The following is an 18,372-nucleotide window of genomic DNA, read 5'->3' as shown; positions in this document are numbered from 1 at the left end:
TCTACGAAAGATTTTCAGTCTGTGCCATGTACCAGGCTTGCAGCGCAATTCGATGCACCTCTCGCCAAGGCAACCGTGTCGCTTTCGCAAGTTTGGCGCAGTCTTCGTATTCGGGCTGCACATTGACAATCGCGCCATGCCGTGAGGCTACCTTGACCTGCACTGTCCCCAATTCGGTCTGCACCGGATCAAATCGTCGATCGAGCGCGGTTCTCTGTTGAACGGTTCGCCGAATTCCGAGCGTCGTTGTTTCCTGAAACACGATCGTTTCACACCGTTCGACCTGTTCAGGCGCGCAAATCACCGTTAATAAAAGCCCAGGACGCGATTTTTTCATGCCGATCGCTTGAGTAAACACATCGAGTGCTCCCGCTTCTAGCAATTGCTCAAACAGATACCCGATCGCTTGGGGGTTGAGATCATCGACTTGAGTCTCAAGCACGGTAATCGTTTCTGTATTCGTCTCTTGTTCAAGAGTCGAGTCGAGCCTGCCACTTTTGGAATCTTTCGCAGGAGAAACAGCGATGCCCTGGGATGCTTCCCGATGTTCTACTTCCCCAATCCAAATCCGTATCATATTGGGAATTTGTAAGTCGATCGATCCGGCTCCTAAGCCAATTTGTTTGACTCTCATGCGAGGAGCCGCGCCAAACTCATCTGCCAACGTCACTGCGATCGCGGCTCCGGTTGGCGTGACTAATTCTTTCTCAATGCCATTGCTATAAATCGGTACATTCCCCATCTCAAACAATTTCAGCACAGCGGGAACCGGAACGGGCAAGCGACCATGAGCCGCCCACACTGTCCCACCTCCTGTGGGCAAGGCTGAGCAAACGATGCGATCGACATCCAGCCAATCTAACCCCAAACAAGTACCCACAATATCGACAATCGCATCGATCGCCCCGACTTCGTGAAAATGCACTGCTTCGGGCGGAATTCCATGCACTGCCCCTTCCGAGACTGCCAACTGCCGAAACACTGCCAAACTCCAAGCTTCGGCTCTCGGTGGTAAGTTTGCACCCTTGATCATTTTTTCGATATCTGGCAGATTCCGTAATTCATTGTGCTCATGTGCGTGATGATGCTCATGATGATGAGAATGCTCGTGCTCGTGATGATGGGAATGGTGATCGTGGTGATGATCAGAATGATGGTGCTGATTTTGATGATGAGAATGCTCGTGCTCGTGATGATGGGAATGGTGCTGCTCAGATTTCAGCATCACATGAACTTTCGTAGCGCGTTGCCCATTGCGTTGAACGGTTTCGGCTTTCAGTTGATATTCTTCTGAAATTCCTAAGCGATCGAGTCTCTCTGTCAGATAGGCTAGAGGAACACCCAAATCAACTAGTGCGCCGAGGCACATATCTCCAGCAATTCCAGTCGGACAATCTAGATACGCAATCTTGCTCATTACACTTTGAAAAGGGTGAATTGACATTTTCCACATTACACCCGCACTCGCTTATGGCAACGCTTTACCGACTCCATCCCGACAATCCCCAATCCCGCACGATCGACCAAATCGTGGCTGAACTCCGCAACGGCGCAGTCATGCTCTACCCAACCGATACCGTTTACGCGATCGGGTGCGATCTCAATTCAAAATCTGCCATTCAGCGCGTTCGGCAACTCAAACAACTCGCTAACGACAAACCGCTGACCTTCCTTTGCTCATCGCTATCGAATATTGCTCATTATGCGGTCGTGAGCGATCGTGCCTATCGCATCATGCGCAGTCTGATTCCTGGCAGTTACACGTTTCTTCTGCCTGCCACCAAACTCGTTCCAAAATTGGTGATGAGTCCGAAGCGCAGAACTACCGGGATTCGAGTTCCCGATCATCCGGTCTGTCAGGCATTGTTAAAAGCGATCGACAATCCGATCATTTCCACGTCTGCCCATATTCCGGTTGAAGATGAAACGGTTCCGCTCAAAGTCCGTGACCCTGAAAATCTTTCTTTACCGGAACTTTTTGACAGCATGGATCGACTGGTGGATGTAATTGTCGATACGGGACAAGAACCGACTCAACTGGTTTCAACCATTTTGGATTTAACAAATGACGAGCCTGAAATTGTGCGCAAGGGATTAGGATGGGAAACTGCTGCAGACTGGGTGTTGGAATAACAGCCATCGCCCAACTCTCGCCACTTTGGTGACTGTCACGACTTGGGGGGTACACTCGATTCATCCTCTTATGCGATCGAATGCCCTTGAACTACGAACACTTGGAACTTTGCGACTCTCAAACGGGACAAACACTTTATACCAGCCTCACATCGTATGTAACCAGACCAGAAACTGACACACGATTTGGGAACTCTTCCCGAAGCGCTGCTGGATCTGCGTGTAGCGACTGATGTGCACTACCAAGTCAGGATTCTCATGAAAGCAAAGTCTACCCAATCTACCCCGCGCGATTCTTCTCTGCTGACAGTACCTATGCCAGAAACAGATATCGCTGCCAACGCAGTTCAAGCCCAACTCGATCGCACTGCACAGCTTGCGAGTTTGCTTAAAACCGAGATTGAAGCTGAGTTAAACATTCAATCGAATACGATCGCACAAGTCGCTCACCGCATTGCGACTGAAGTCGATCGCATTTGCAGTAAGAGCGATCGCATTCAGTCATCTGGACAGATCAGTTCATGGCGGCTGACGCTTGCCCGTTACCGTTCTCAGAAATGCGTGCATTACTATCAGCTTGGCTCTCAGCGCGGCAGAGTTGAGCTTCATAGCAACCTGAGCACGATGGTGTATCGTCCGATTGCTCCTGCTCATTTGCAACTGACCTTTCAAGCTCGTTACACCCTGATCGAAGATTTTTTACAAGGGTTCTATACTGAGTCTCTAAGAGCTTTTCGGCGTGAGAATGAACTACCTGAAACCTATCAGCCTCGCACGAAACTAGAGCTAGCAGAATATATGGCGTTTACTGAGCAATATGCAAAGCGCCGCATCACGTTGCCTTCTCAACATAATCAGCAGCTCATTATCTTACGCGCTCAGCGGTTTGCGAGCCGACAACCGCAAGAGATTGCAGTCGATATTGAAACTGCAATGGAAACTGCAAAAAACGATGAAGCAGACACGTACGGGCGATCTGCAGTGATGCAGATGATTCGAGAGCAGATGGTTTCGGACAAAGGCGATGGTTCCGAGTCGGTCTTGCGCGATCGAGTTGTGATGGAACTGATGCACTATCTAGAATCGCAAGATCAAAAGGACTGTGTAGACTATCTCACCTTGAAGCTACAAGACCTCTCTGTTCCAGAAATTGATGAGATTCTAGGGCTTACGCCTCGCAAGCGTGACTATCTCCAACAGCGCTTTAAGTACCACGTCGAAAAGTTCGTCACGTCTGGCAATTGGAAGCTGGTGCATGAATGGTTAGGTGCAGATTTAGATCAAAATTTGGGTTTGTCTCCGAATCAGTGGGAAATGTTTCTCGATACGCTTTCAGACGAGCAACAACAGTTGTTGCAATTAAAGCGATCGGGTGTGAGTGACCAAGAGATTGTGCAGATCCTCAAATGCACAACCAAGCAGCTTCAGAAGCGATGGGGAGCATTGCTTGATGTCGCGAGACAACAACGCAATCAAGCCAAGTAAGCTGCTCGTTCAAGTTTGGTCTAGTTCAAGTTTGGTAGTGCGATGGGATGGAATGTCAACCATCCCATTTTTTTGCTTTAGCGACAGGTACTGGGTGCTTTGCGAGGTCCGATATTGATGCGATTGAACTCAGACAAGTTTAGGGTAGAAGAACTAAACGCATTTCCCGCATTTGACCAAGTGCCTAGTTTCAGATATCCTGGCGGATCAAACGGTTTATTTTGCCGCGATCGTCCCTCTGCATCTGAAAATCGCACAGGCAGATTTACCACTCCTGAGATGGTATTTCCTTTCACAGTTCCGGTCATACATATTGCTAGATCATCAGGGCGGGCAAAGATTCCAACAATTCGATTGCCTGCTTTAGTAAACAGAAAAGTAAAACTTCCGGGTCTGAGCTGCTTGTCAGTAACATTCATCGAAGGCGCACCGTTCCAGTATCGATATGAGCCATCGACGAGATCAGCGATCGCTGCACCTGGCTGAGGCGTGCTTGATTGAGGTGGACTTGATTGAGGTGGACTTGATTGAGGCTTATCTGCTCCAACTGATCGGCAAACGAGCAAATCGTTAAACGGCTTAAACCCTTCGGGGTCAGAAAATCCGCGCAGTTCAGTAAAGAAGGTCGGATTACTCAACATTTGCTGCCGAACAGCGGGAATCGTAGAGTTGTAGAAAATCATTTTACGCGTTTGTTCGATCGTCACGGGCTGACCTACACCTACTGGAGAGGGCAAATTCGTGTAAGTGACTGCTACATTTCCGTCTGAGGTAGACTCTAGTGTGAACAATGCCCGCATGGCTAACGGACTAGGCTGACCTTCGCGAGATTGAATTTGGCACTGAGTCGTGACAGCAGCTTGAGCCGGGGTAGATAGAGCGATCGCAATGATTCCTGAAAGGAAAACACTAACCTTGAAAAAATTTGACATGAATGATGATGGATGATCAAAAACCTCTGTGATAGTAAGAGATTCTAAGATCGATGTGTTGAAATTGATAAATCTCAACACATGCAATTCCAGCTTATCAATGTGCATGTCTAGCTTTTGGCTTGCTATCTATGCACCTAAATTAAGGCTTAGGCGTGCCTTTCAACGCTTCTTGAGCCGAGATGCCATCGCCTTGAAAGCCGAAATACGAGAGAACAGCAGCAGCCTCCGCACGGGTTACAGGGCGTTTCGGTTGAAACAGAGTCGTGTAAGCAAATGCTCGGCGGATATTCGCTTGATCGCCATTCTGAAAGTCAGCATAGATAGCTCTCAATGCTTTTGCATCAATTTTGTTCGCATCTTGGAAGCCCCAGGATTGCTTGACAGATTCGATCGTGGCATTTGGCAAAACTTGACGAGTATCGACCGGAATCTTCCACAAAATCAAATCCTCGCGCGTCAGTGGTGCATCGGGACGAAACAGACTTGCGGTTGAATCGCCAGACAAAGAGCTTGGAATCAATCCTGCTTCAGCTAAGCCTTGAATTGAAGCAAAGTCAGGATCTTTTGTGGGAACGTCTTTAAAAGCAGGCGTTGAGGATTCAACCGCTAACCGAATTTGACGAGCAGGACGAGTGCTGTAAATGCGGTTATTCGCAGCAACGAGCCATCGCGCATAGACCCGTCGAGTTACATTTTTGTTTGGTTCAAATACAGTTGATTCATTGGCTTTTGCTGAATTGCTATGCGTGAGAATCCCTAATTCAGCCGTCTCTTTGACCGCTTGGCGGAGAGCTTGCGGTGCTTTATCGAGATCTGAGAAGGAACTAGAAGAATCAACAGTCGGAGCCGGAGTGGCAGAGGGAGTCGGACTCGGCTCTGTCGTTGTTTCAGGAGAAGGAGTTGGAGAGTCAGAAGGCGAAGGACTCGGAGAAGCTTGTGGGCTAGGCGAACTGTTTGTCAGGCGCGGATCTGCGGACAACGCATCCCGAACTGAATTCGCAGCGGGTGTGTTAGAACAACTCGCGAACAAACATAAGCTTACAAGTCCAAGCGTAATCTTTTGCAACGACAGCACGATCGATTAAATCCATGACCACGTTTCAACACTAGCGCAAACTGCGATCGATGTGGGGATGATCTCTATTCGCGATCGTCATCCAAGATTTTTTGTAAGCGCGATCGCTCCAAAACGTAATAGTCTGAAAGTCCCGTGCGCGCTGCTTCGATCTCTTGAGATTCTTCAGAAAAGATCTCAAATTTTTTGATCCACCAATCGAATGCACTGGGAAATTTTACCTTTTCTTGAGCAGCTTGCAAGAGTTCTAACGCTCGCTCTCGAGTCGGGCTAGCATCGCGATCGCAGCCTGCTTCTTCAGGATGTAAGATTGCACAGGCTTGTTCTCTTAATTTCTGACGAATTTCAGAGGAAGAGAGTCTTAAACAATCCGGTGAGATATCACCGAGCAACAGTCCGCGATCGGTATAGAGGAAAATGCGAATATTGCCAACTTCAAATGCGGCATTGGTAACAGTACAGAGAAGCAGTTTGGGGCAAGAAGGCAGCTTCCGGTCTAGTCGAATTTTCATATAGAAGAGAAGGGCAAAACGATGAGAGGCTTCTAATTCTTTTAACTTAGCGGATTTAGTTTAGGAGATTGGATTTATTTTGCAAAACTCCATATTAAAAACTGTTCATTTAGATTCAGATTTTTTTATTTTCTGGCGTTTGTCTGACATTTTTGCCCTATGATCTCTCTGACGATCGATTAAAATTTCTGTCCAATTGCCCGATGCCTGACATAATACGTGACGGAATATCGTGTATTTAAGGATACTAAGTAGGTATGCAACCTGTCTCTCGATCGGATGTGCTTTATGTAATCGATCACTGCTGGATGGTCGAAGATCCAGTGATAGATGAATATGCGTATCGATTCCGATTGATTCAAGATCGGCATTGGGCAGAGTTTAATCAAGCGTTTGCCTGTACAGATGAAACTCAGTACGAAGATATGGCGCGGCATCTAGATCAAATTCGTGAGGAACGCGATCGAGCCGAAGAGATTTTGTATTGGTTATTTCTGGATTCAGAATTGCGTCGGCAGGGGAAGACTGTGCCGGATTTGTGGGAAGCACAGCAGGCGCAGGCATAGGCGTTTTCGGGAATTGGGGAGATTTTGAAGATTTAGTTGAGAATTAGGGCTGATTTGGGTGTAGCCTTTCTCGGATTTGATGGATGATCGGATGTCTGCCGTGCTGTTGCTCTAGGTGGTTGAGCAGTGAGATCAGGTCTCCAGTGAGCGGAACTCCGAGTTTTAGGTGGTCTAAAATCGATTTCTGAGCGAAAACAGTTTGCGGAGTTCCTTCTAGGGCGAGGGTTCCTCGATCGAGCACAATCACCCAATCTGCCCAGCGATAAACCCACTCTAGATCATGCGTTGCCATCAAAATGGTTGTGCCATTGGCATGAATGGTTTCTAAAGTCTGCGCGAGCATTCGAGTGTGGAGTGGATCGAGATAAGCTGTTGGCTCATCTAGTAGCAATAACTCAGGCTTGAGAACCATGACATCTGCTAGGGAAACTCGCTTTTTCTGCCCTAGGCTCAAGTGATGAATCGGATGATGAGCGAGTTCGGTTAAACCAAATTCGGCTAGAGATTTCGCGATCGCAGGTTCGATCTCTGATTCTGTCCAGCCTAAGTTACACAATCCATATGAAATATCTTCTGCAACAGTTGATGCGATCAACTGCTGTTCGGGGTTTTGAAAGACTAAGCCTACTTTTTGCCGAAGTTCGATCAGCGATCGGCGATCGTAACTCAATGTCTGACCTTTCCAAGCAATCGTGCCGCGTTGTGGCTTGTATAAACCATTTGCCAGTAGAAACAATGTGGTTTTACCACAGCCATTTTGCCCAATCAAAGCCGTTCGTTTTGCGATCGGAATCTCTACCGTCAAGCCCTGAATCACAGGGTTTTTGGTTCCGGGATACGTATATTCGACTTGATCAAAGGCTAACGACATAGGCTGATAAGAAGCAATATGAGACATCCTAAACTAGCTTCGATCGCATAGCGTCGAGAAGGGCGATAGGTTCGTGGCGAATAGACTCGAAATTCCCCATTAAACCCTCTTGCTGCAGTGGATAAAACGAATTGTTGATAGTTCTCCATTGTTTTACGAAAAAGCTGACTGATCAGCAGACTCAAGCTATAAAACCAGCGTCCGACGCTGCGATAACCATTGCGCGAATGTTGAGCAATCCAAAGTTCACGAGCAGTTGAGAGCAAAATAAAGATGAATCGGTACATCAGCATCAGCAGTTCTGTGAGTACCTCTGGACATCTGATTTGTTTGAGAACTTGTAATATTTCTGTAAATGGGGTTGTGAATAAGACGAAATATAAGCACGACACTGTCGAAAGTGTCCGAGTCAAGATGACGACAGCTTGTAAAATCCCTTGCTGGCTCAAATAAAAGTAAGTCGATCCAATTGAGAAACCCAAAACTGCATCGCTTGCCGAGCGATCCGCAATCCCCAGGATCAAGGCTGGAATACTGATCAGCCAAAACCCGATCGCAAGACTAAGCAACCGTAAATAGATACGATAGGGAATTTGAGCATAGATGACAATCCAAATTCCTAGCCAGATTGCGATCGCGATCTGAATGATTGGAGTTGCAATCAGAGCAATCAACAGTACGATCGTTGCAAATAGTAATTTATGTTGCGGTGGTAGTTGTCGTAATCGATTGCGATGAGAAAGCGTATCCAGCCAAAGGTGCATGGTTTTATTTACCTTGCGATCGCCCTTTATACAGCCCGATGACATATCCAAGTACACCTGCACCCAATGCTGCTTGCGATGCAAAGAGTAAACTTGCAACTTCTGTACTCGCAGGCTCAAACATGGGCTTAAACCAGGGTTCATAAGTCGGATGGCTCTCTTCGATCAGTTGTTGTGCCTGTCCATCTGCTCCATTAAACTCTGCTCGCACAAACACCAAAGGAGCCACAGTGAGGAGAATGACTGCGATCGCAAGGAACCAATTCTGTCGCGTCGATGATTGTCTCATGTCTTCATCAAGTTTAAGGTTTCCAATTCAGTCCGATTGTAGGTCTGTAGCCAATTCCAGACTAAGACCGTGAGTAAGCCCTCGCTAATGGCTAAGGGAATTTGAGTCAGCGCAAAAATTCCAGCAAACTTTAGAAATGCAGCCCATACTCCACCCGTTGCTGCCGGAAACGCCAATGCCAACTGGATCGAAGTTGTGACATAGGTTAAAAGATTCGCGAAAGCTGAAGCTAGGAAAATTGCAGCTTTTTGATTCCCAGTTCTCAGCACTAAATGATAAATACCGTATGCGACGAAAGGTCCCACGATCGCCATTGAAAACAAATTGGCTCCGAGCGTTGTCAAGCCTCCATGCGCTAACAAAACGGCTTGAAACAGCAGCACCAATCCCCCTAAAACGGTCATTACCGCAGGTCCAAATAAAATTGCGCCGAGTCCAGTTCCCGTGGGATGCGAGCAGCTTCCTGTCACGGAAGGAAGCTTTAACGCAGATAAGACAAATGTGAATGCGCCAGCTAATGCTAAGAGCAGTTTCAATTCAGGATTTTGGCGTGTAATCCGCGTCAGCGATCGCAGTCCAAACGCAAAGAACGGCAGCGAGATCGCCCACCAAAATGCTGCCCACTGAACAGGCAAAAAACCCTCTGCAATGTGCATTGCTTGGGCTGGAGTTGCTGATCCCAATACTAAATACAAACTCAGCCCTGCCATTGCAGCAAGGCTCATCCATTTCCGAGTCCTCATTCTGTACCTCGCAGAACTAACAACCGTAAAGCTGGTGGGCATTCTGGCTTAGCGAAATCTCGCTTTACAGTTGCGGGACAGCGGCAGCTTTGCACTACACTTTCCCCAATCCAACTTTATTTAAGGTGTGACTCACTGTATCACTATTAGTCGAGTTTTTTGGTAGAGTTTTGTCGAGATGTAGAAATCTTTTAATCTATGACTCCAGAGGTAGACCGTCCTGTAACTGGGCTGATAATGTACAAGCACAGGAGTTGCCAGTCGCCTTATGTTAGAGCCATCTACCTTAAAATCGCCGCTGAAGCCCAATCGGTTACCTGTCTTTTTTGCATCCTCGTCTTTATTTCCTGATCTTCCAACGTTCCAGCAAGCAAGTAGAACGCTCACGTTCGATCAAGCACGACTGACAACAGACTTACAACCCCCTTCGGGCAACACGCAAGTGACTAGTGCGATCGCTCAATTGCCCCCTGATTTCTCGAATTCCCTAAACCGAGAAATTGTCACGAGCGGTTTAACCGCTTCCAGCGGCGATCAAACAGATTCGGTTCAATCTGCTCAAGATATCGTTGTCTCCATCAGCAGGTTGGTCAAAGAGATCTCAGGCACAGTTCCATTCGCAGATGGCACAATCGACGTCGATCTTTCAACTTCAGCAGGAGCAGTCCAAGGCTCGATCGAGTTTGGTAATGGGGCGCTTGTGTCCAATTTAACAACGCCTTTTGGAAGTTATTTTTCATCGATCGACTTCAAATCCTCTGATCAATATCCATTCAATTTCAACGGCACTCCAGGCATTGTCAATCTAGACGATGGTTTAGTCATCTTGGATTTCCAGCCTGAAATTCAAGATGACGAAATCGCAATTCCAATTAATGCACTCAGCGGCAATGTCACCTTCAACGATGGACAAGCGATTCTGAATATTCCAACTCCTTTTGGAGCATTTGCAACAAATTTTGATCTATCAGCATTAGTCAAACCTAGCACCCTGCAAGCTTCAGGAACTGTGACTGTGCAAGATGGAACGCCTCCGATCGAGATGACGGGCGATTTCGGCATCATTCAGACCACGCTTGACGTTCCAAAATTAGTTCAAAACGCTGGCTCAATCTTTGCAACTGTAAGAGGCACGATTCAGATGACGAATGATGCGATCGTCTACGATTTCAAGACCTCCATTTCGTAAGGCATTGAATTTAGCAAATTCTATCAATAGAAAACGAGGAATGTTGTTTGTAGCTCTATTCGCTAAATTCTTAAAGAGAGATTAAAAACAGCGTAAATGATTATGGTGAATTTGAAAAAAACGATAGGAGTCTTCCTCGTGAGCGTTTCCCTCTTAATCGGAGGTGCTGCACTTACAAGTTGTGGCAGTGGACAATCTGAGACTGAGGCAAAAGAAGAGTCATCCAAGGAGCAAGAAGCCTCAAATCAATCTGAAGATGACGATGAAAAGCGCCAAGAAGACAAAGCTAAGGATAATGATAGCGATGATGAGAAAGATGGCGAGAAATCCAACGCTCGCAACAACAACGATCGAGAGAATGACCAAGAAGATCGCAAAGAGAGCAAAGACAAAGACGACGGTTAATCTATTGCTCACATGAATACAATAGTAGGAGTATAGAGCAATCAGTGATGATGCACGAACCCCTACTATTTTGCTTGGGTACAGTTGTCTGGATACAAATTGGATCGCATTCTCCTCAACCGTTGCTTATGAATCCGTATCCATTCCTAAGCGCTTCTGAATTTGCTTGATCGCTTTGTACATCTCAGACAAGTGGCTATAGACAGCAGACGATCGTAGAAAAATTCGATGATCGACCGCAGGATAACCCGATACTGTTTGTCCTGCCGCCACGCTGGCATGAACTCCAGTTTTTGCAGAGGCAACCGAACCATCGCCCATCCGGCTCTCATTGCCCACACCGACCTGTCCTGCCAAGATCACGCGATTGCCCAGTACAGATCCCCCGGCAATCCCAACTTGAGCGGCAAATGCACAAGCCTCTCCAGTTTTGACTCCATGCCCAACCTGCACACAGTTATCAATCTTTGTATTACGCCCAATTCGAGTCTCACCGACAGAAGGGCGATCGATCGAAGAATTGCACCCTACTTCAACGCCATCTTCGAGCACGGTACAGCCTGATTGCTCCATTTTCAGCCAGCCTTCACGAGTCGGCACAAAGCCAAAGCCTTCTGAGCCAATCACTGCCCCTGCATGAATCACACAGTCTGCACCGATTTGAGCGCGTTCGTGAATCACACAATTGGCATGGAGAACTGTACGATCGCCAATTATCACGTCTGGGTAAATGACAACACCCGGATGAATAACAACATCATTGCCAATTGTCACGTTGGCTTCAATCACAACATGCGCGCCAATCGCAACGTTTTGACCAATCTGAGCAGACGGATCAATGATTGCAGACGGATGAATTGTTGCGGCAGGTTTGTAAGGTTGGTAGAAAAGCGCGATCGCTTGAGCAAACGCATAGCGCGGATTGCCTACAATGATCCAAGCTAAACCGCGTTCTTTCGCGATCGCTAGTAATTCCTCATTTGCAGGCAAAATCACCGCAGCAGCTTGGGTTTCGCGAAGCTGCTTTGCAAATTTCAGGCTTTCAGAATAGGTCAGCGTATTCGGCTTACTATCAAGTACTGCGGAAACTCCTGAAATTTCTAGATCAGGTGTTTCGCTACTACTCTTCACGGATTGCCCTAACTTTTCTACCAGATCCTTAAACAGCATTTACTCCTCCACTCGGTTTAAAAAAGCAGCACATTCGACATGAGCCGTCTGCGGGAAAAAGTCCGCAGGCTGAACTCGTATCAGTTGATAGGCATCATCTGCACATAACAATTTCAGATCTCGTGCTAATGTCGCAGCATTACAACTGACGTAAACAATTTGCTTAGGTTTCTGTTGTCGAAGCGTCTCCAAAACAGTTGCATCACATCCTTTACGAGGTGGATCGAGCATGACTAAATCCGGGTGAATCTCAAGCGATTGTAAAACTTTTTCAACCGCTCCCACTTCAAATCTGACGTTCTCGATTCCATTCAAACTTGCGTTCTGTTGAGCTTGTTCAATCGCTTCCGGTTGAATTTCTAATCCGATCGCAGTTTTGACACGTTGTGCGATCGGTAAAGTCATTGTTCCAATTCCACAATAAGCATCAACAAATGTTTCGTCACCTTGTAAGTTTAACTGTTCCAAAACAATGTTTAACAAAGCTTCAGTTTGCTCAGTATGGACTTGAAAGAAAGTATCGGGTCGGATGTGGAACGTCAGATTTGCGAATCGTTCTGAGAGGAAAGGCTGACCTGCGATGCAATGTGTCTCTGAACCAAAAATGGCATTCGTGCGATCGCGCTGCACATTCAGCGACACACCGACTAAATTCTCATAGCGTTGCAGCCATTCCTGAGCTTGAGCTTCTAAATTCGGCAAGTCTGGATCAGCCGTAATTAACGTTAGCAAGATTTCACCTGTGCGCTGCCCAATTCTTAAGGCTAAATGCCGCAATTGACCGCGATGATATTTCTCATCATAGATTCGCCATCCCTGCTGCTGAATGTCCTGTTTGACTTCAGCCAGTAAAGGATTCAATCGCTCATCCTGAATCGGGCACTGATTCAGATTCACAATCTGATGCGTGCCTTTTTGATAGTATCCCGCTTGAACTTGTCGCGTGTTGGAACTTCCGAGTGGATAAGTCGATTTGTTGCGATAGTGCAGAGGTTCGCTCACATTCAGAACGGGATCAACTGCAATGTTACGAAATCCGCCAATTCGCTCTAATGCCTGAACGACCTGATTCTGTTTCGCTTCTCGTTGATAGTCATAATCGACATGCTGCCACTGACAGCCGCCGCACTTGTCAGCAACAATACAGCCGGGTCGAATCCGATGGGGCGAAGCTTCGAGGAGTTTGTATAACTTCGCATGAGCAAGATTCGGCTTGACGTGCATCAATCGGACTAAAGCGCGATCGCCGGTGACCGTATCGGGCACAAAGACGACCCGTGAGCCTGCGCGACCTACTCCATCACCGCGATCGCTCAAATCGGTAATCGTGACTTCCAGCAATTCACCTTGCCGCCATTCCGTAGTGTTATCGCTGAATGATGTGTCTAATTGTGTGGGCACAGTAATGTCTCGCTAATATTCTCTTAAGTGTCGCTTCTCTTTCTGTCCTATGACTGATTTCACAACCGTTCTTCAATTTATCAGCGATTTTGAACAATCTCACCCTGATGCCTCGACTTACGAGATTACAAATCGTTTACGCGGCTATACGAAGCCGAGCTATACGACGAAAGTCTGGACGGTTGTGACAGGGTTTGAGCAAGCATTTATTGAAGGTAAACTCAATCAAGATGTGATCTTAGCAGGTGCAACTATAGATTTTGGACATTTCATTGCGTCTTTGTCGGATCAAATCAATCAGCCAGGGCTGCAATGGTCAGATTTGACGCGCTGGACAGGAGATCATACCTCTTGGGCGGGTGATATTGGGTCTTCGATCGAGACGTATCGCGCCACTCCAGAAAAGTTCAAAGGCTTAGGGGATGCGCTCGATCGGTTTGCTTCAGAGTCAGATTATGCGGCAGATGTTGCTGCTTGGGTGGTTGGCGCAATGCTCAATGGAAATTCCAAGATGCTTTTATCTGAAGCGATGCAGAAATATCATGCTCAGCCTTATTCGGAGCATGTAAGAACATTTATTCAGCGCAGATTTAATGGCATCCTAGATGGTCAGAGAATTACGAATCCTGCCAAGATTGAAGCTGAAATTCGCAGTGCTACGTTTGCGTATTTAGAATTGTCTCAGAATGCAAGTTTTCTCAAGAAATTGATGAAATCGTTTACACAAAAACTGCGATCGACAAATTTAGAACGCGATTTACTCAGCGCAGATTTGCTACAAGGTTCGCTGCACTTTATGGCTCACCTCATTCGCAACGCTGATCTAGCACCTTTGAAGTTCAAACCTTATCAGCAACCTCAAGCTCCTTGGCTCGGAGTGGTGAACTATGAAGTGACGATCGACAATCCGAAATAGGTTACTCTCTAAAGCCACTAGCCCCAACTGTAGAGGTGCTAGAGGTGCGTTCATACAGGTTCCATCCGACCGAGACACTCTGTCATTAAATCCAGGCTCGTTCGTATTGCACGGGATAGACTTTTTCCTGACCTAGTTCTTTTGCTGCTTGAAGTGCCCAATAGGGATTCCGCAAGAATTCCCGCCCTATCAAGACAACATCTGCTTGACCTGCACGGATAATATAATCTGCTAGTTCAGCAGAGGTGATCAATCCCACTGCACCCGTTTGAATTTTGGCTTCTCGACGAATTCGTTCAGCAAAGGGCACTTGGTAGCCCGGAGATAGAGGGATTTTCACGCCAGGGATCGTGCCACCCGAAGAACAGTCAATCACATCAACGCCAAGAGATTTGATCTTATCGCTCAGAGAAATGCTTTGTTCAATGTCCCATCCTTGCTCTGCCCAATCGGTTGCTGAGATGCGAACCCAGAGCGAATCGCGTTCTGGTACAATCTCCCGCACTGCTCGAACGACCTCTTGGAGAAATCGAGTGCGATTTTCAAAGCTGCCACCATACTCATCTTGTCGTTGATTCACCAAAGGCGAGAGAAATTGATGCAGTAAATACCCATGTGCTGCGTGAATTTCAATGACTCGAAATCCAGCTTCTACTGATCGACGCGCGGCTTGAGCAAATGCCTCAGTCGTTTGCTGAATTTCTTCGACAGTCAAGGCTTCTGGGGTTGGATGCTTGGGACTAAATGCAACGGCACTACTCGATACAATCGGTCGCCATCCTCCCTGAGACTCGTCGATCGCATGTCCCCCTTCACTTGGTTTTGCAGTACTTGCTTTTCTGCCTGCATGGGCGAGTTGAATGCCTGCAACCGCACCACAGTTATGAATACTCATGACAATTTTTGCTAAAGCTTCAATCTGATCATCTGACCAAATTCCTAAATCTTCAGGGCTAATGCGTCCCTGGGGTTCGATCGCGGCTGCTTCAGTAAACACTAATCCTGCTCCACCAACAGCACGACTTGTTAAATGAACCCAGTGCCAATCATTGGCATATCCATCAATGCTGGAGTATTGGCACATGGGGGAGACGACAATGCGATTGCGGAGAGTGACATCTCGAAGGGTAAGTGGTTCAAACAAATGCGACATTGAGATATTCCTAACGATCAACGCTGATCAAATCTTAGAAAATTTCCACGATCGTAGTGATCTAAGATTCTCAAAGTTCCCGAAAATGGGGAATTTAGGGGGCGGAGTTCTGCCCCTTTACAAATTGATTGGCTATGAGTTCTGTCTTTTCTTCAGGTATTGCCGAATCGAACTGACTACGCTTCTCAAGATTTCTTCTGGAGATGTCGAATTGCTTGACCGACTCGTAATTTTTAGTCCTGCGATCGACATCTCCCAACGCTGCACCTCGCAGCAGAACGCTCGATGGTCAGACATTGAGTGCAAACCGACTTAAGGAGCCGGATTGGGATATTGCGTGTAAACTTCCTCAATGTCTTTGAGAATGTCTGGAGTTAGATCAACCTTGATGCTATCGATATTTTCTCGAAGTTGGTCTAGGGTTGTTGCACCGATAATAGTACTGCTCACAAACCAACGACTCCGAACAAATGCTAACGCTAATGCTGTCGGACTAAGGTTGTGACGTTTTGCAACCTCAGCATAAGCCGCAACCGCTTCCTTGACTCTAGGTTTAAGATAACGCTGTCCAAACTGCTCAAATAGGGTAATTCGAGTCGTTCCAGGATCGCCTTGTAAATACTTTCCAGACAAAAATCCAAATGCTAAAGGACTATAAGCTAGTAAACCCACATTCTCGCGGTACGAAGCTTCTGCCAATGCAGAATCAAAGACCCGATTCAATAAGTTGTAAGCATTTTGAATTGACACCACTTTCGGTAATCCTAATTGTTGAGCAAGATAGCTAAACGTTGTAATGCCCCAAGGGGTTTCATTGCTCAGTCCCAAGTAGCGAATTTTTCCAGCCTTGATCAGATCTGCAAATACTTCCAACTGTTCAGCAATGGGAACTGTTTCCCGCTCTTGCTTGGGATCAAAAATGGTTTGTCCAAATTGCGGCACATAGCGATCGGGCCAATGAATTTGGTACAGATCGACATAATCAGTTTGGAGCCGCTTGAGGCTATCGTCGATCGCTTGTTGTACACTATTGCGATCGACTTTGTTCACCCCCTCACGTACCCATTTGAACCGTCGTCCTGCACCAATCACTTTCGTGGCGACAATCACTTTGTCTCTTTGCTGGTATTTTAGCCACTCACCAATGTAAGTTTCAGTCACGCCATGAGTTTCAGCACGTGGCGGAACAGGATACATTTCTGCGGCATCAATAAAATTAATGCCACGATCGAGAGCGTAATCAAGTTGTTGATGGGCTTCTTCGATTGTATTTTGCTGCCCAAAGGTCATCGTACCTAGGCAAATTTCAGAAACTTTGAGGTTACTTTCACCAAGGGAATTGTATTGCATAAATTCTAGTTGTGACTTGAAGGAATCATCAAATAAAGCTTGATCGGTTTGACCAAATTAACGGAATTTGCTCAGCAAAAACTAACATTTGGCGATTTTATGAAATACTACGGTGAGTTGGTCGATTCACCGTAGTATTATAGCGAAGAAATCACACAAAGATAGCATCTACTCAAAAATAGACCTGATACCGAATTGAAGAATGTTTGCGACAAATGCCGTGCGAATGGAATTCGCGGCTACACAAACGAAGTCCGCGCAGCATTTAGCAACGCTAAAGAGCGAAGGTCTCCACAGGTTTTATATCTTCAGAGTTAAGCTGATAATGCTCTCTCTTACTATGCACGTGACATAGCACAAGTCTTTTCAAGCATTCATATCTATGTATATCTATGATCGACGCTCTAATCTGAGTTAGTTCGGTAATTGGCTATAATCCTAATTAGTTATAAAATTACCCTATTGATTGCTGAATTACCCTATGCCAAAAACTAAACCATCAAAAGCAGATCCAGCGATTCTTGCTGCTGTTGCCGACTATTTCAAAGTCTTGTCAGAGATGAGTCGGCTTCAGATTCTGACTTGTTTGCGATCGGGCGCGATGAATGTGATGGAAATCTCCGAAGCAACAGGTTTAGGGCAGGCGAATTTATCAAAGCATCTCAAAGTGCTCTATCAAGCCGGAATCTTATCGCGGGAGGCGAAAGGTACAAGTGCCTACTACGAAATCGCTGATCCAATGATTTTTGAGTTTTGCGAGCTAGCGTGCGATCGCATCAGTGAACGAGTCCAACAGCAAGCGGCAAGCTTAAAGAGTTTACGGAATAAAACCTCTATTTTTTAATCTGCAATTCACTGCTTGCAACAGCCTTCCATTCCTGAATAATCAAAGGTGAAACTGAGAGACGAACCGACTCGTCTTGAAGCGTTGGGATTGAAAGTTTGAGTGGAATTTCTGCCTGCATCTGAGGGAATACAGATTGTAAATCGTATTGCCCAACATTCGGTTCGGGATGAGTTTTATCGGTAAAAATTTCTTGATCATTTGCGTGAGCAGTCAAATTTGCGCCCAAAGAATTTGTGAGCATCAAAGGCTGAGAGTGATCAATGTTGGCAATTCCCGGAAACCCCACAAGCCTGAGATCAAAACTGGTTTGACCATTGGGATAACTGCGTTGAAATGCGATCGCTTGCCAGCGATTTCCATGCTGGTCTTGCAGCAATTGTCGAGATTGGATCACACTTTGTCCCGGTGCTTCTTCTAACTGCCGAATCTCTGCCCTTGCAGGTGAACTCATCAATACTCCTAATCCTAGTGAGATCACCATTACCCAGGTACTCAGCAATGACCAGAAAAAGAATTCTCGGATGGGGGATTTCATTCAGGCTCTCCTAAAAACTCTGGCAAGAAAGCG

21 protein-coding genes and 1 riboswitch are annotated in these 18,372 nt (G+C 46.5%); of the genes, 7 read left to right on the top strand and 14 right to left on the bottom strand.

Annotation, left to right across the window (positions count from 1 at the left end; genetic code table 11):
- Position 1: 1 nt before the first annotated feature.
- Positions 2 to 1,417: a nickel pincer cofactor biosynthesis protein LarC gene (gene larC / locus OU814_RS04515; RefSeq protein WP_268180891.1), complete on the bottom strand. Its 1,416-nt coding sequence runs from the start codon at positions 1,415 to 1,417 to the stop codon at positions 2 to 4.
- A gap of 53 nt (positions 1,418 to 1,470) precedes the next feature.
- On the opposite strand from larC, the gene OU814_RS04510 reads away from it, so the two are divergent.
- Entirely contained in the window at positions 1,471 to 2,133 is a 663-nt protein-coding gene (locus OU814_RS04510) for an L-threonylcarbamoyladenylate synthase (RefSeq protein ID WP_190650721.1), read from the top strand.
- 258 nt (positions 2,134 to 2,391) lie between these two features.
- The gene (locus tag OU814_RS04505; RefSeq protein WP_268180886.1) at positions 2,392 to 3,618 is read left to right on the top strand and encodes a HetZ-related protein; all 1,227 of its coding nucleotides are present in this window, start codon (positions 2,392 to 2,394) and stop codon (positions 3,616 to 3,618) included.
- A gap of 77 nt (positions 3,619 to 3,695) precedes the next feature.
- Here the strand turns inward: OU814_RS04505 and OU814_RS04500 are convergent, their stop codons facing one another.
- From OU814_RS04500 to OU814_RS04490, 3 genes are all read right to left on the bottom strand, one after another.
- Positions 3,696 to 4,550 carry a hypothetical protein gene (locus OU814_RS04500; protein WP_268180884.1) on the bottom strand — a complete coding sequence of 285 codons (855 nt, stop codon included), beginning with the start codon at positions 4,548 to 4,550 and terminating at the stop codon, positions 3,696 to 3,698.
- Positions 4,551 to 4,692: 142 nt separating this feature from the next.
- Entirely contained in the window at positions 4,693 to 5,628 is a 936-nt protein-coding gene (locus OU814_RS04495) for an S-layer homology domain-containing protein (RefSeq protein ID WP_268180882.1), read from the bottom strand.
- A 65-nt stretch (positions 5,629 to 5,693) separates the two neighbouring features.
- Positions 5,694 to 6,140 carry a hypothetical protein gene (locus OU814_RS04490; protein WP_017290310.1) on the bottom strand — a complete coding sequence of 149 codons (447 nt, stop codon included), beginning with the start codon at positions 6,138 to 6,140 and terminating at the stop codon, positions 5,694 to 5,696.
- Between the two features lie 257 nt (positions 6,141 to 6,397).
- Here OU814_RS04490 and OU814_RS04485 point away from each other — a divergent pair, with 257 nt between their 5' ends.
- Positions 6,398 to 6,706, top strand: a complete 309-nt coding sequence (locus OU814_RS04485) for a hypothetical protein (RefSeq protein ID WP_017290311.1) — start codon at positions 6,398 to 6,400, stop codon at positions 6,704 to 6,706.
- A 43-nt stretch (positions 6,707 to 6,749) separates the two neighbouring features.
- Here the strand turns inward: OU814_RS04485 and OU814_RS04480 are convergent, their stop codons facing one another.
- The 4 genes from OU814_RS04480 to OU814_RS04465 form a co-directional block, all read right to left on the bottom strand.
- Positions 6,750 to 7,577 carry an energy-coupling factor ABC transporter ATP-binding protein gene (locus OU814_RS04480; RefSeq protein ID WP_268180849.1) on the bottom strand — a complete coding sequence of 276 codons (828 nt, stop codon included), beginning with the start codon at positions 7,575 to 7,577 and terminating at the stop codon, positions 6,750 to 6,752.
- Positions 7,568 to 8,341, bottom strand: coding sequence for a cobalt ECF transporter T component CbiQ (cbiQ, locus tag OU814_RS04475; RefSeq protein ID WP_268180847.1), 774 nt, complete (start codon positions 8,339 to 8,341; stop codon positions 7,568 to 7,570). The genes OU814_RS04480 and cbiQ overlap by 10 nt, the downstream gene beginning before the upstream one ends.
- Before the next feature lie 4 nt (positions 8,342 to 8,345).
- A complete protein-coding gene (locus OU814_RS04470) occupies positions 8,346 to 8,630 on the bottom strand; it encodes an energy-coupling factor ABC transporter substrate-binding protein (RefSeq protein ID WP_190650730.1) in 285 nt (94 codons plus the stop codon).
- The gene (locus OU814_RS04465; RefSeq protein WP_026148905.1) at positions 8,627 to 9,373 is read right to left on the bottom strand and encodes an energy-coupling factor ABC transporter permease; all 747 of its coding nucleotides are present in this window, start codon (positions 9,371 to 9,373) and stop codon (positions 8,627 to 8,629) included. Before OU814_RS04465 ends, OU814_RS04470 begins: the two co-directional genes overlap by 4 nt.
- Positions 9,362 to 9,501, bottom strand: a riboswitch (adenosylcobalamin (AdoCbl) riboswitch). It overlaps the preceding gene by 12 nt.
- Before the next feature lie 140 nt (positions 9,502 to 9,641).
- Between OU814_RS04465 and OU814_RS04460 the strand changes: the two genes are divergently transcribed.
- Both OU814_RS04460 and OU814_RS04455 read left to right on the top strand, forming a co-directional pair.
- Positions 9,642 to 10,562, top strand: a complete 921-nt coding sequence (locus tag OU814_RS04460) for a hypothetical protein (RefSeq protein WP_268180841.1) — start codon at positions 9,642 to 9,644, stop codon at positions 10,560 to 10,562.
- Between the two features lie 138 nt (positions 10,563 to 10,700).
- A complete protein-coding gene (locus OU814_RS04455) occupies positions 10,701 to 10,967 on the top strand; it encodes a hypothetical protein (RefSeq protein ID WP_144056267.1) in 267 nt (88 codons plus the stop codon).
- Positions 10,968 to 11,093: 126 nt separating this feature from the next.
- Here OU814_RS04455 and lpxD read toward each other — a convergent pair whose 3' ends face one another.
- Together lpxD and rlmD are read right to left on the bottom strand one after the other, a co-directional pair.
- The gene (lpxD, locus tag OU814_RS04450; RefSeq protein ID WP_268180839.1) at positions 11,094 to 12,137 is read right to left on the bottom strand and encodes a UDP-3-O-(3-hydroxymyristoyl)glucosamine N-acyltransferase; all 1,044 of its coding nucleotides are present in this window, start codon (positions 12,135 to 12,137) and stop codon (positions 11,094 to 11,096) included.
- Positions 12,138 to 13,538, bottom strand: coding sequence for a 23S rRNA (uracil(1939)-C(5))-methyltransferase RlmD (gene rlmD / locus OU814_RS04445; protein ID WP_268180837.1), 1,401 nt, complete (start codon positions 13,536 to 13,538; stop codon positions 12,138 to 12,140).
- Positions 13,539 to 13,587: 49 nt separating this feature from the next.
- Between rlmD and OU814_RS04440 the strand changes: the two genes are divergently transcribed.
- Complete coding sequence (locus tag OU814_RS04440) at positions 13,588 to 14,454, top strand: hypothetical protein (protein ID WP_017290320.1); 867 nt, start codon at positions 13,588 to 13,590, stop codon at positions 14,452 to 14,454.
- An 85-nt stretch (positions 14,455 to 14,539) separates the two neighbouring features.
- Here the strand turns inward: OU814_RS04440 and namA are convergent, their stop codons facing one another.
- The 3 genes from namA to OU814_RS04425 form a co-directional block, all read right to left on the bottom strand.
- A complete protein-coding gene (namA, locus tag OU814_RS04435; RefSeq protein ID WP_268180835.1) occupies positions 14,540 to 15,607 on the bottom strand; it encodes an NADPH dehydrogenase NamA in 1,068 nt (355 codons plus the stop codon).
- A gap of 132 nt (positions 15,608 to 15,739) precedes the next feature.
- Positions 15,740 to 15,904 (bottom strand): hypothetical protein, encoded by a 165-nt coding sequence (locus tag OU814_RS04430; RefSeq protein ID WP_268180833.1) that lies wholly within the window; start codon positions 15,902 to 15,904, stop codon positions 15,740 to 15,742.
- 15 nt (positions 15,905 to 15,919) lie between these two features.
- Complete coding sequence (locus tag OU814_RS04425) at positions 15,920 to 16,957, bottom strand: NADP(H)-dependent aldo-keto reductase (protein ID WP_017290323.1); 1,038 nt, start codon at positions 16,955 to 16,957, stop codon at positions 15,920 to 15,922.
- A 481-nt stretch (positions 16,958 to 17,438) separates the two neighbouring features.
- Between OU814_RS04425 and OU814_RS04420 the strand changes: the two genes are divergently transcribed.
- Entirely contained in the window at positions 17,439 to 17,801 is a 363-nt protein-coding gene (locus OU814_RS04420; protein ID WP_017290325.1) for an ArsR/SmtB family transcription factor, read from the top strand.
- On the opposite strand, the gene OU814_RS04415 is transcribed toward OU814_RS04420, so the two are convergent.
- Positions 17,791 to 18,339 carry a DUF3122 domain-containing protein gene (locus OU814_RS04415; RefSeq protein ID WP_268180831.1) on the bottom strand — a complete coding sequence of 183 codons (549 nt, stop codon included), beginning with the start codon at positions 18,337 to 18,339 and terminating at the stop codon, positions 17,791 to 17,793. The two genes, OU814_RS04420 and OU814_RS04415, sit on opposite strands and share 11 nt — an antisense overlap.
- Between the last annotated feature and the right edge of the window lie 33 nt (positions 18,340 to 18,372).

Origin of the sequence: Leptolyngbya sp. GGD (assembly GCF_026735145.1) — a bacterium.
Lineage (GTDB): Bacteria > Cyanobacteriota > Cyanobacteriia > Leptolyngbyales > Leptolyngbyaceae > Leptolyngbya > Leptolyngbya boryana.
This window is presented reverse-complemented; position numbering and strand designations above follow the sequence as displayed.

Excerpts from the sequence above, each read along its gene's own strand:
- OU814_RS04415 (WP_268180831.1), bottom strand. The coding sequence starts at position 18,339 with ATGAAATCCCCCATCCGAGAATTCTTTTTCTGGTCATTGCTGAGTACC.
- OU814_RS04480 (WP_268180849.1), bottom strand. The coding sequence starts at position 7,577 with ATGTCGTTAGCCTTTGATCAAGTCGAATATACGTATCCCGGAACCAAA.
- OU814_RS04420 (WP_017290325.1), top strand. The coding sequence starts at position 17,439 with ATGCCAAAAACTAAACCATCAAAAGCAGATCCAGCGATTCTTGCTGCT.
- OU814_RS04510 (WP_190650721.1), top strand. The coding sequence starts at position 1,471 with ATGGCAACGCTTTACCGACTCCATCCCGACAATCCCCAATCCCGCACG.
- OU814_RS04505 (WP_268180886.1), top strand. The coding sequence starts at position 2,392 with ATGAAAGCAAAGTCTACCCAATCTACCCCGCGCGATTCTTCTCTGCTG.
- OU814_RS04460 (WP_268180841.1), top strand. The coding sequence starts at position 9,642 with ATGTTAGAGCCATCTACCTTAAAATCGCCGCTGAAGCCCAATCGGTTA.
- OU814_RS04500 (WP_268180884.1), bottom strand. The coding sequence starts at position 4,550 with ATGTCAAATTTTTTCAAGGTTAGTGTTTTCCTTTCAGGAATCATTGCG.
- larC (WP_268180891.1), bottom strand. The coding sequence starts at position 1,417 with ATGAGCAAGATTGCGTATCTAGATTGTCCGACTGGAATTGCTGGAGAT.
- cbiQ (WP_268180847.1), bottom strand. The coding sequence starts at position 8,341 with ATGCACCTTTGGCTGGATACGCTTTCTCATCGCAATCGATTACGACAA.
- OU814_RS04440 (WP_017290320.1), top strand. The coding sequence starts at position 13,588 with ATGACTGATTTCACAACCGTTCTTCAATTTATCAGCGATTTTGAACAA.
- OU814_RS04485 (WP_017290311.1), top strand. The coding sequence starts at position 6,398 with ATGCAACCTGTCTCTCGATCGGATGTGCTTTATGTAATCGATCACTGC.
- lpxD (WP_268180839.1), bottom strand. The coding sequence starts at position 12,137 with ATGCTGTTTAAGGATCTGGTAGAAAAGTTAGGGCAATCCGTGAAGAGT.
- OU814_RS04470 (WP_190650730.1), bottom strand. The coding sequence starts at position 8,630 with ATGAGACAATCATCGACGCGACAGAATTGGTTCCTTGCGATCGCAGTC.
- OU814_RS04490 (WP_017290310.1), bottom strand. The coding sequence starts at position 6,140 with ATGAAAATTCGACTAGACCGGAAGCTGCCTTCTTGCCCCAAACTGCTT.
- OU814_RS04465 (WP_026148905.1), bottom strand. The coding sequence starts at position 9,373 with ATGAGGACTCGGAAATGGATGAGCCTTGCTGCAATGGCAGGGCTGAGT.
- OU814_RS04430 (WP_268180833.1), bottom strand. The coding sequence starts at position 15,904 with ATGTCTGACCATCGAGCGTTCTGCTGCGAGGTGCAGCGTTGGGAGATG.
- namA (WP_268180835.1), bottom strand. The coding sequence starts at position 15,607 with ATGTCGCATTTGTTTGAACCACTTACCCTTCGAGATGTCACTCTCCGC.
- OU814_RS04425 (WP_017290323.1), bottom strand. The coding sequence starts at position 16,957 with ATGCAATACAATTCCCTTGGTGAAAGTAACCTCAAAGTTTCTGAAATT.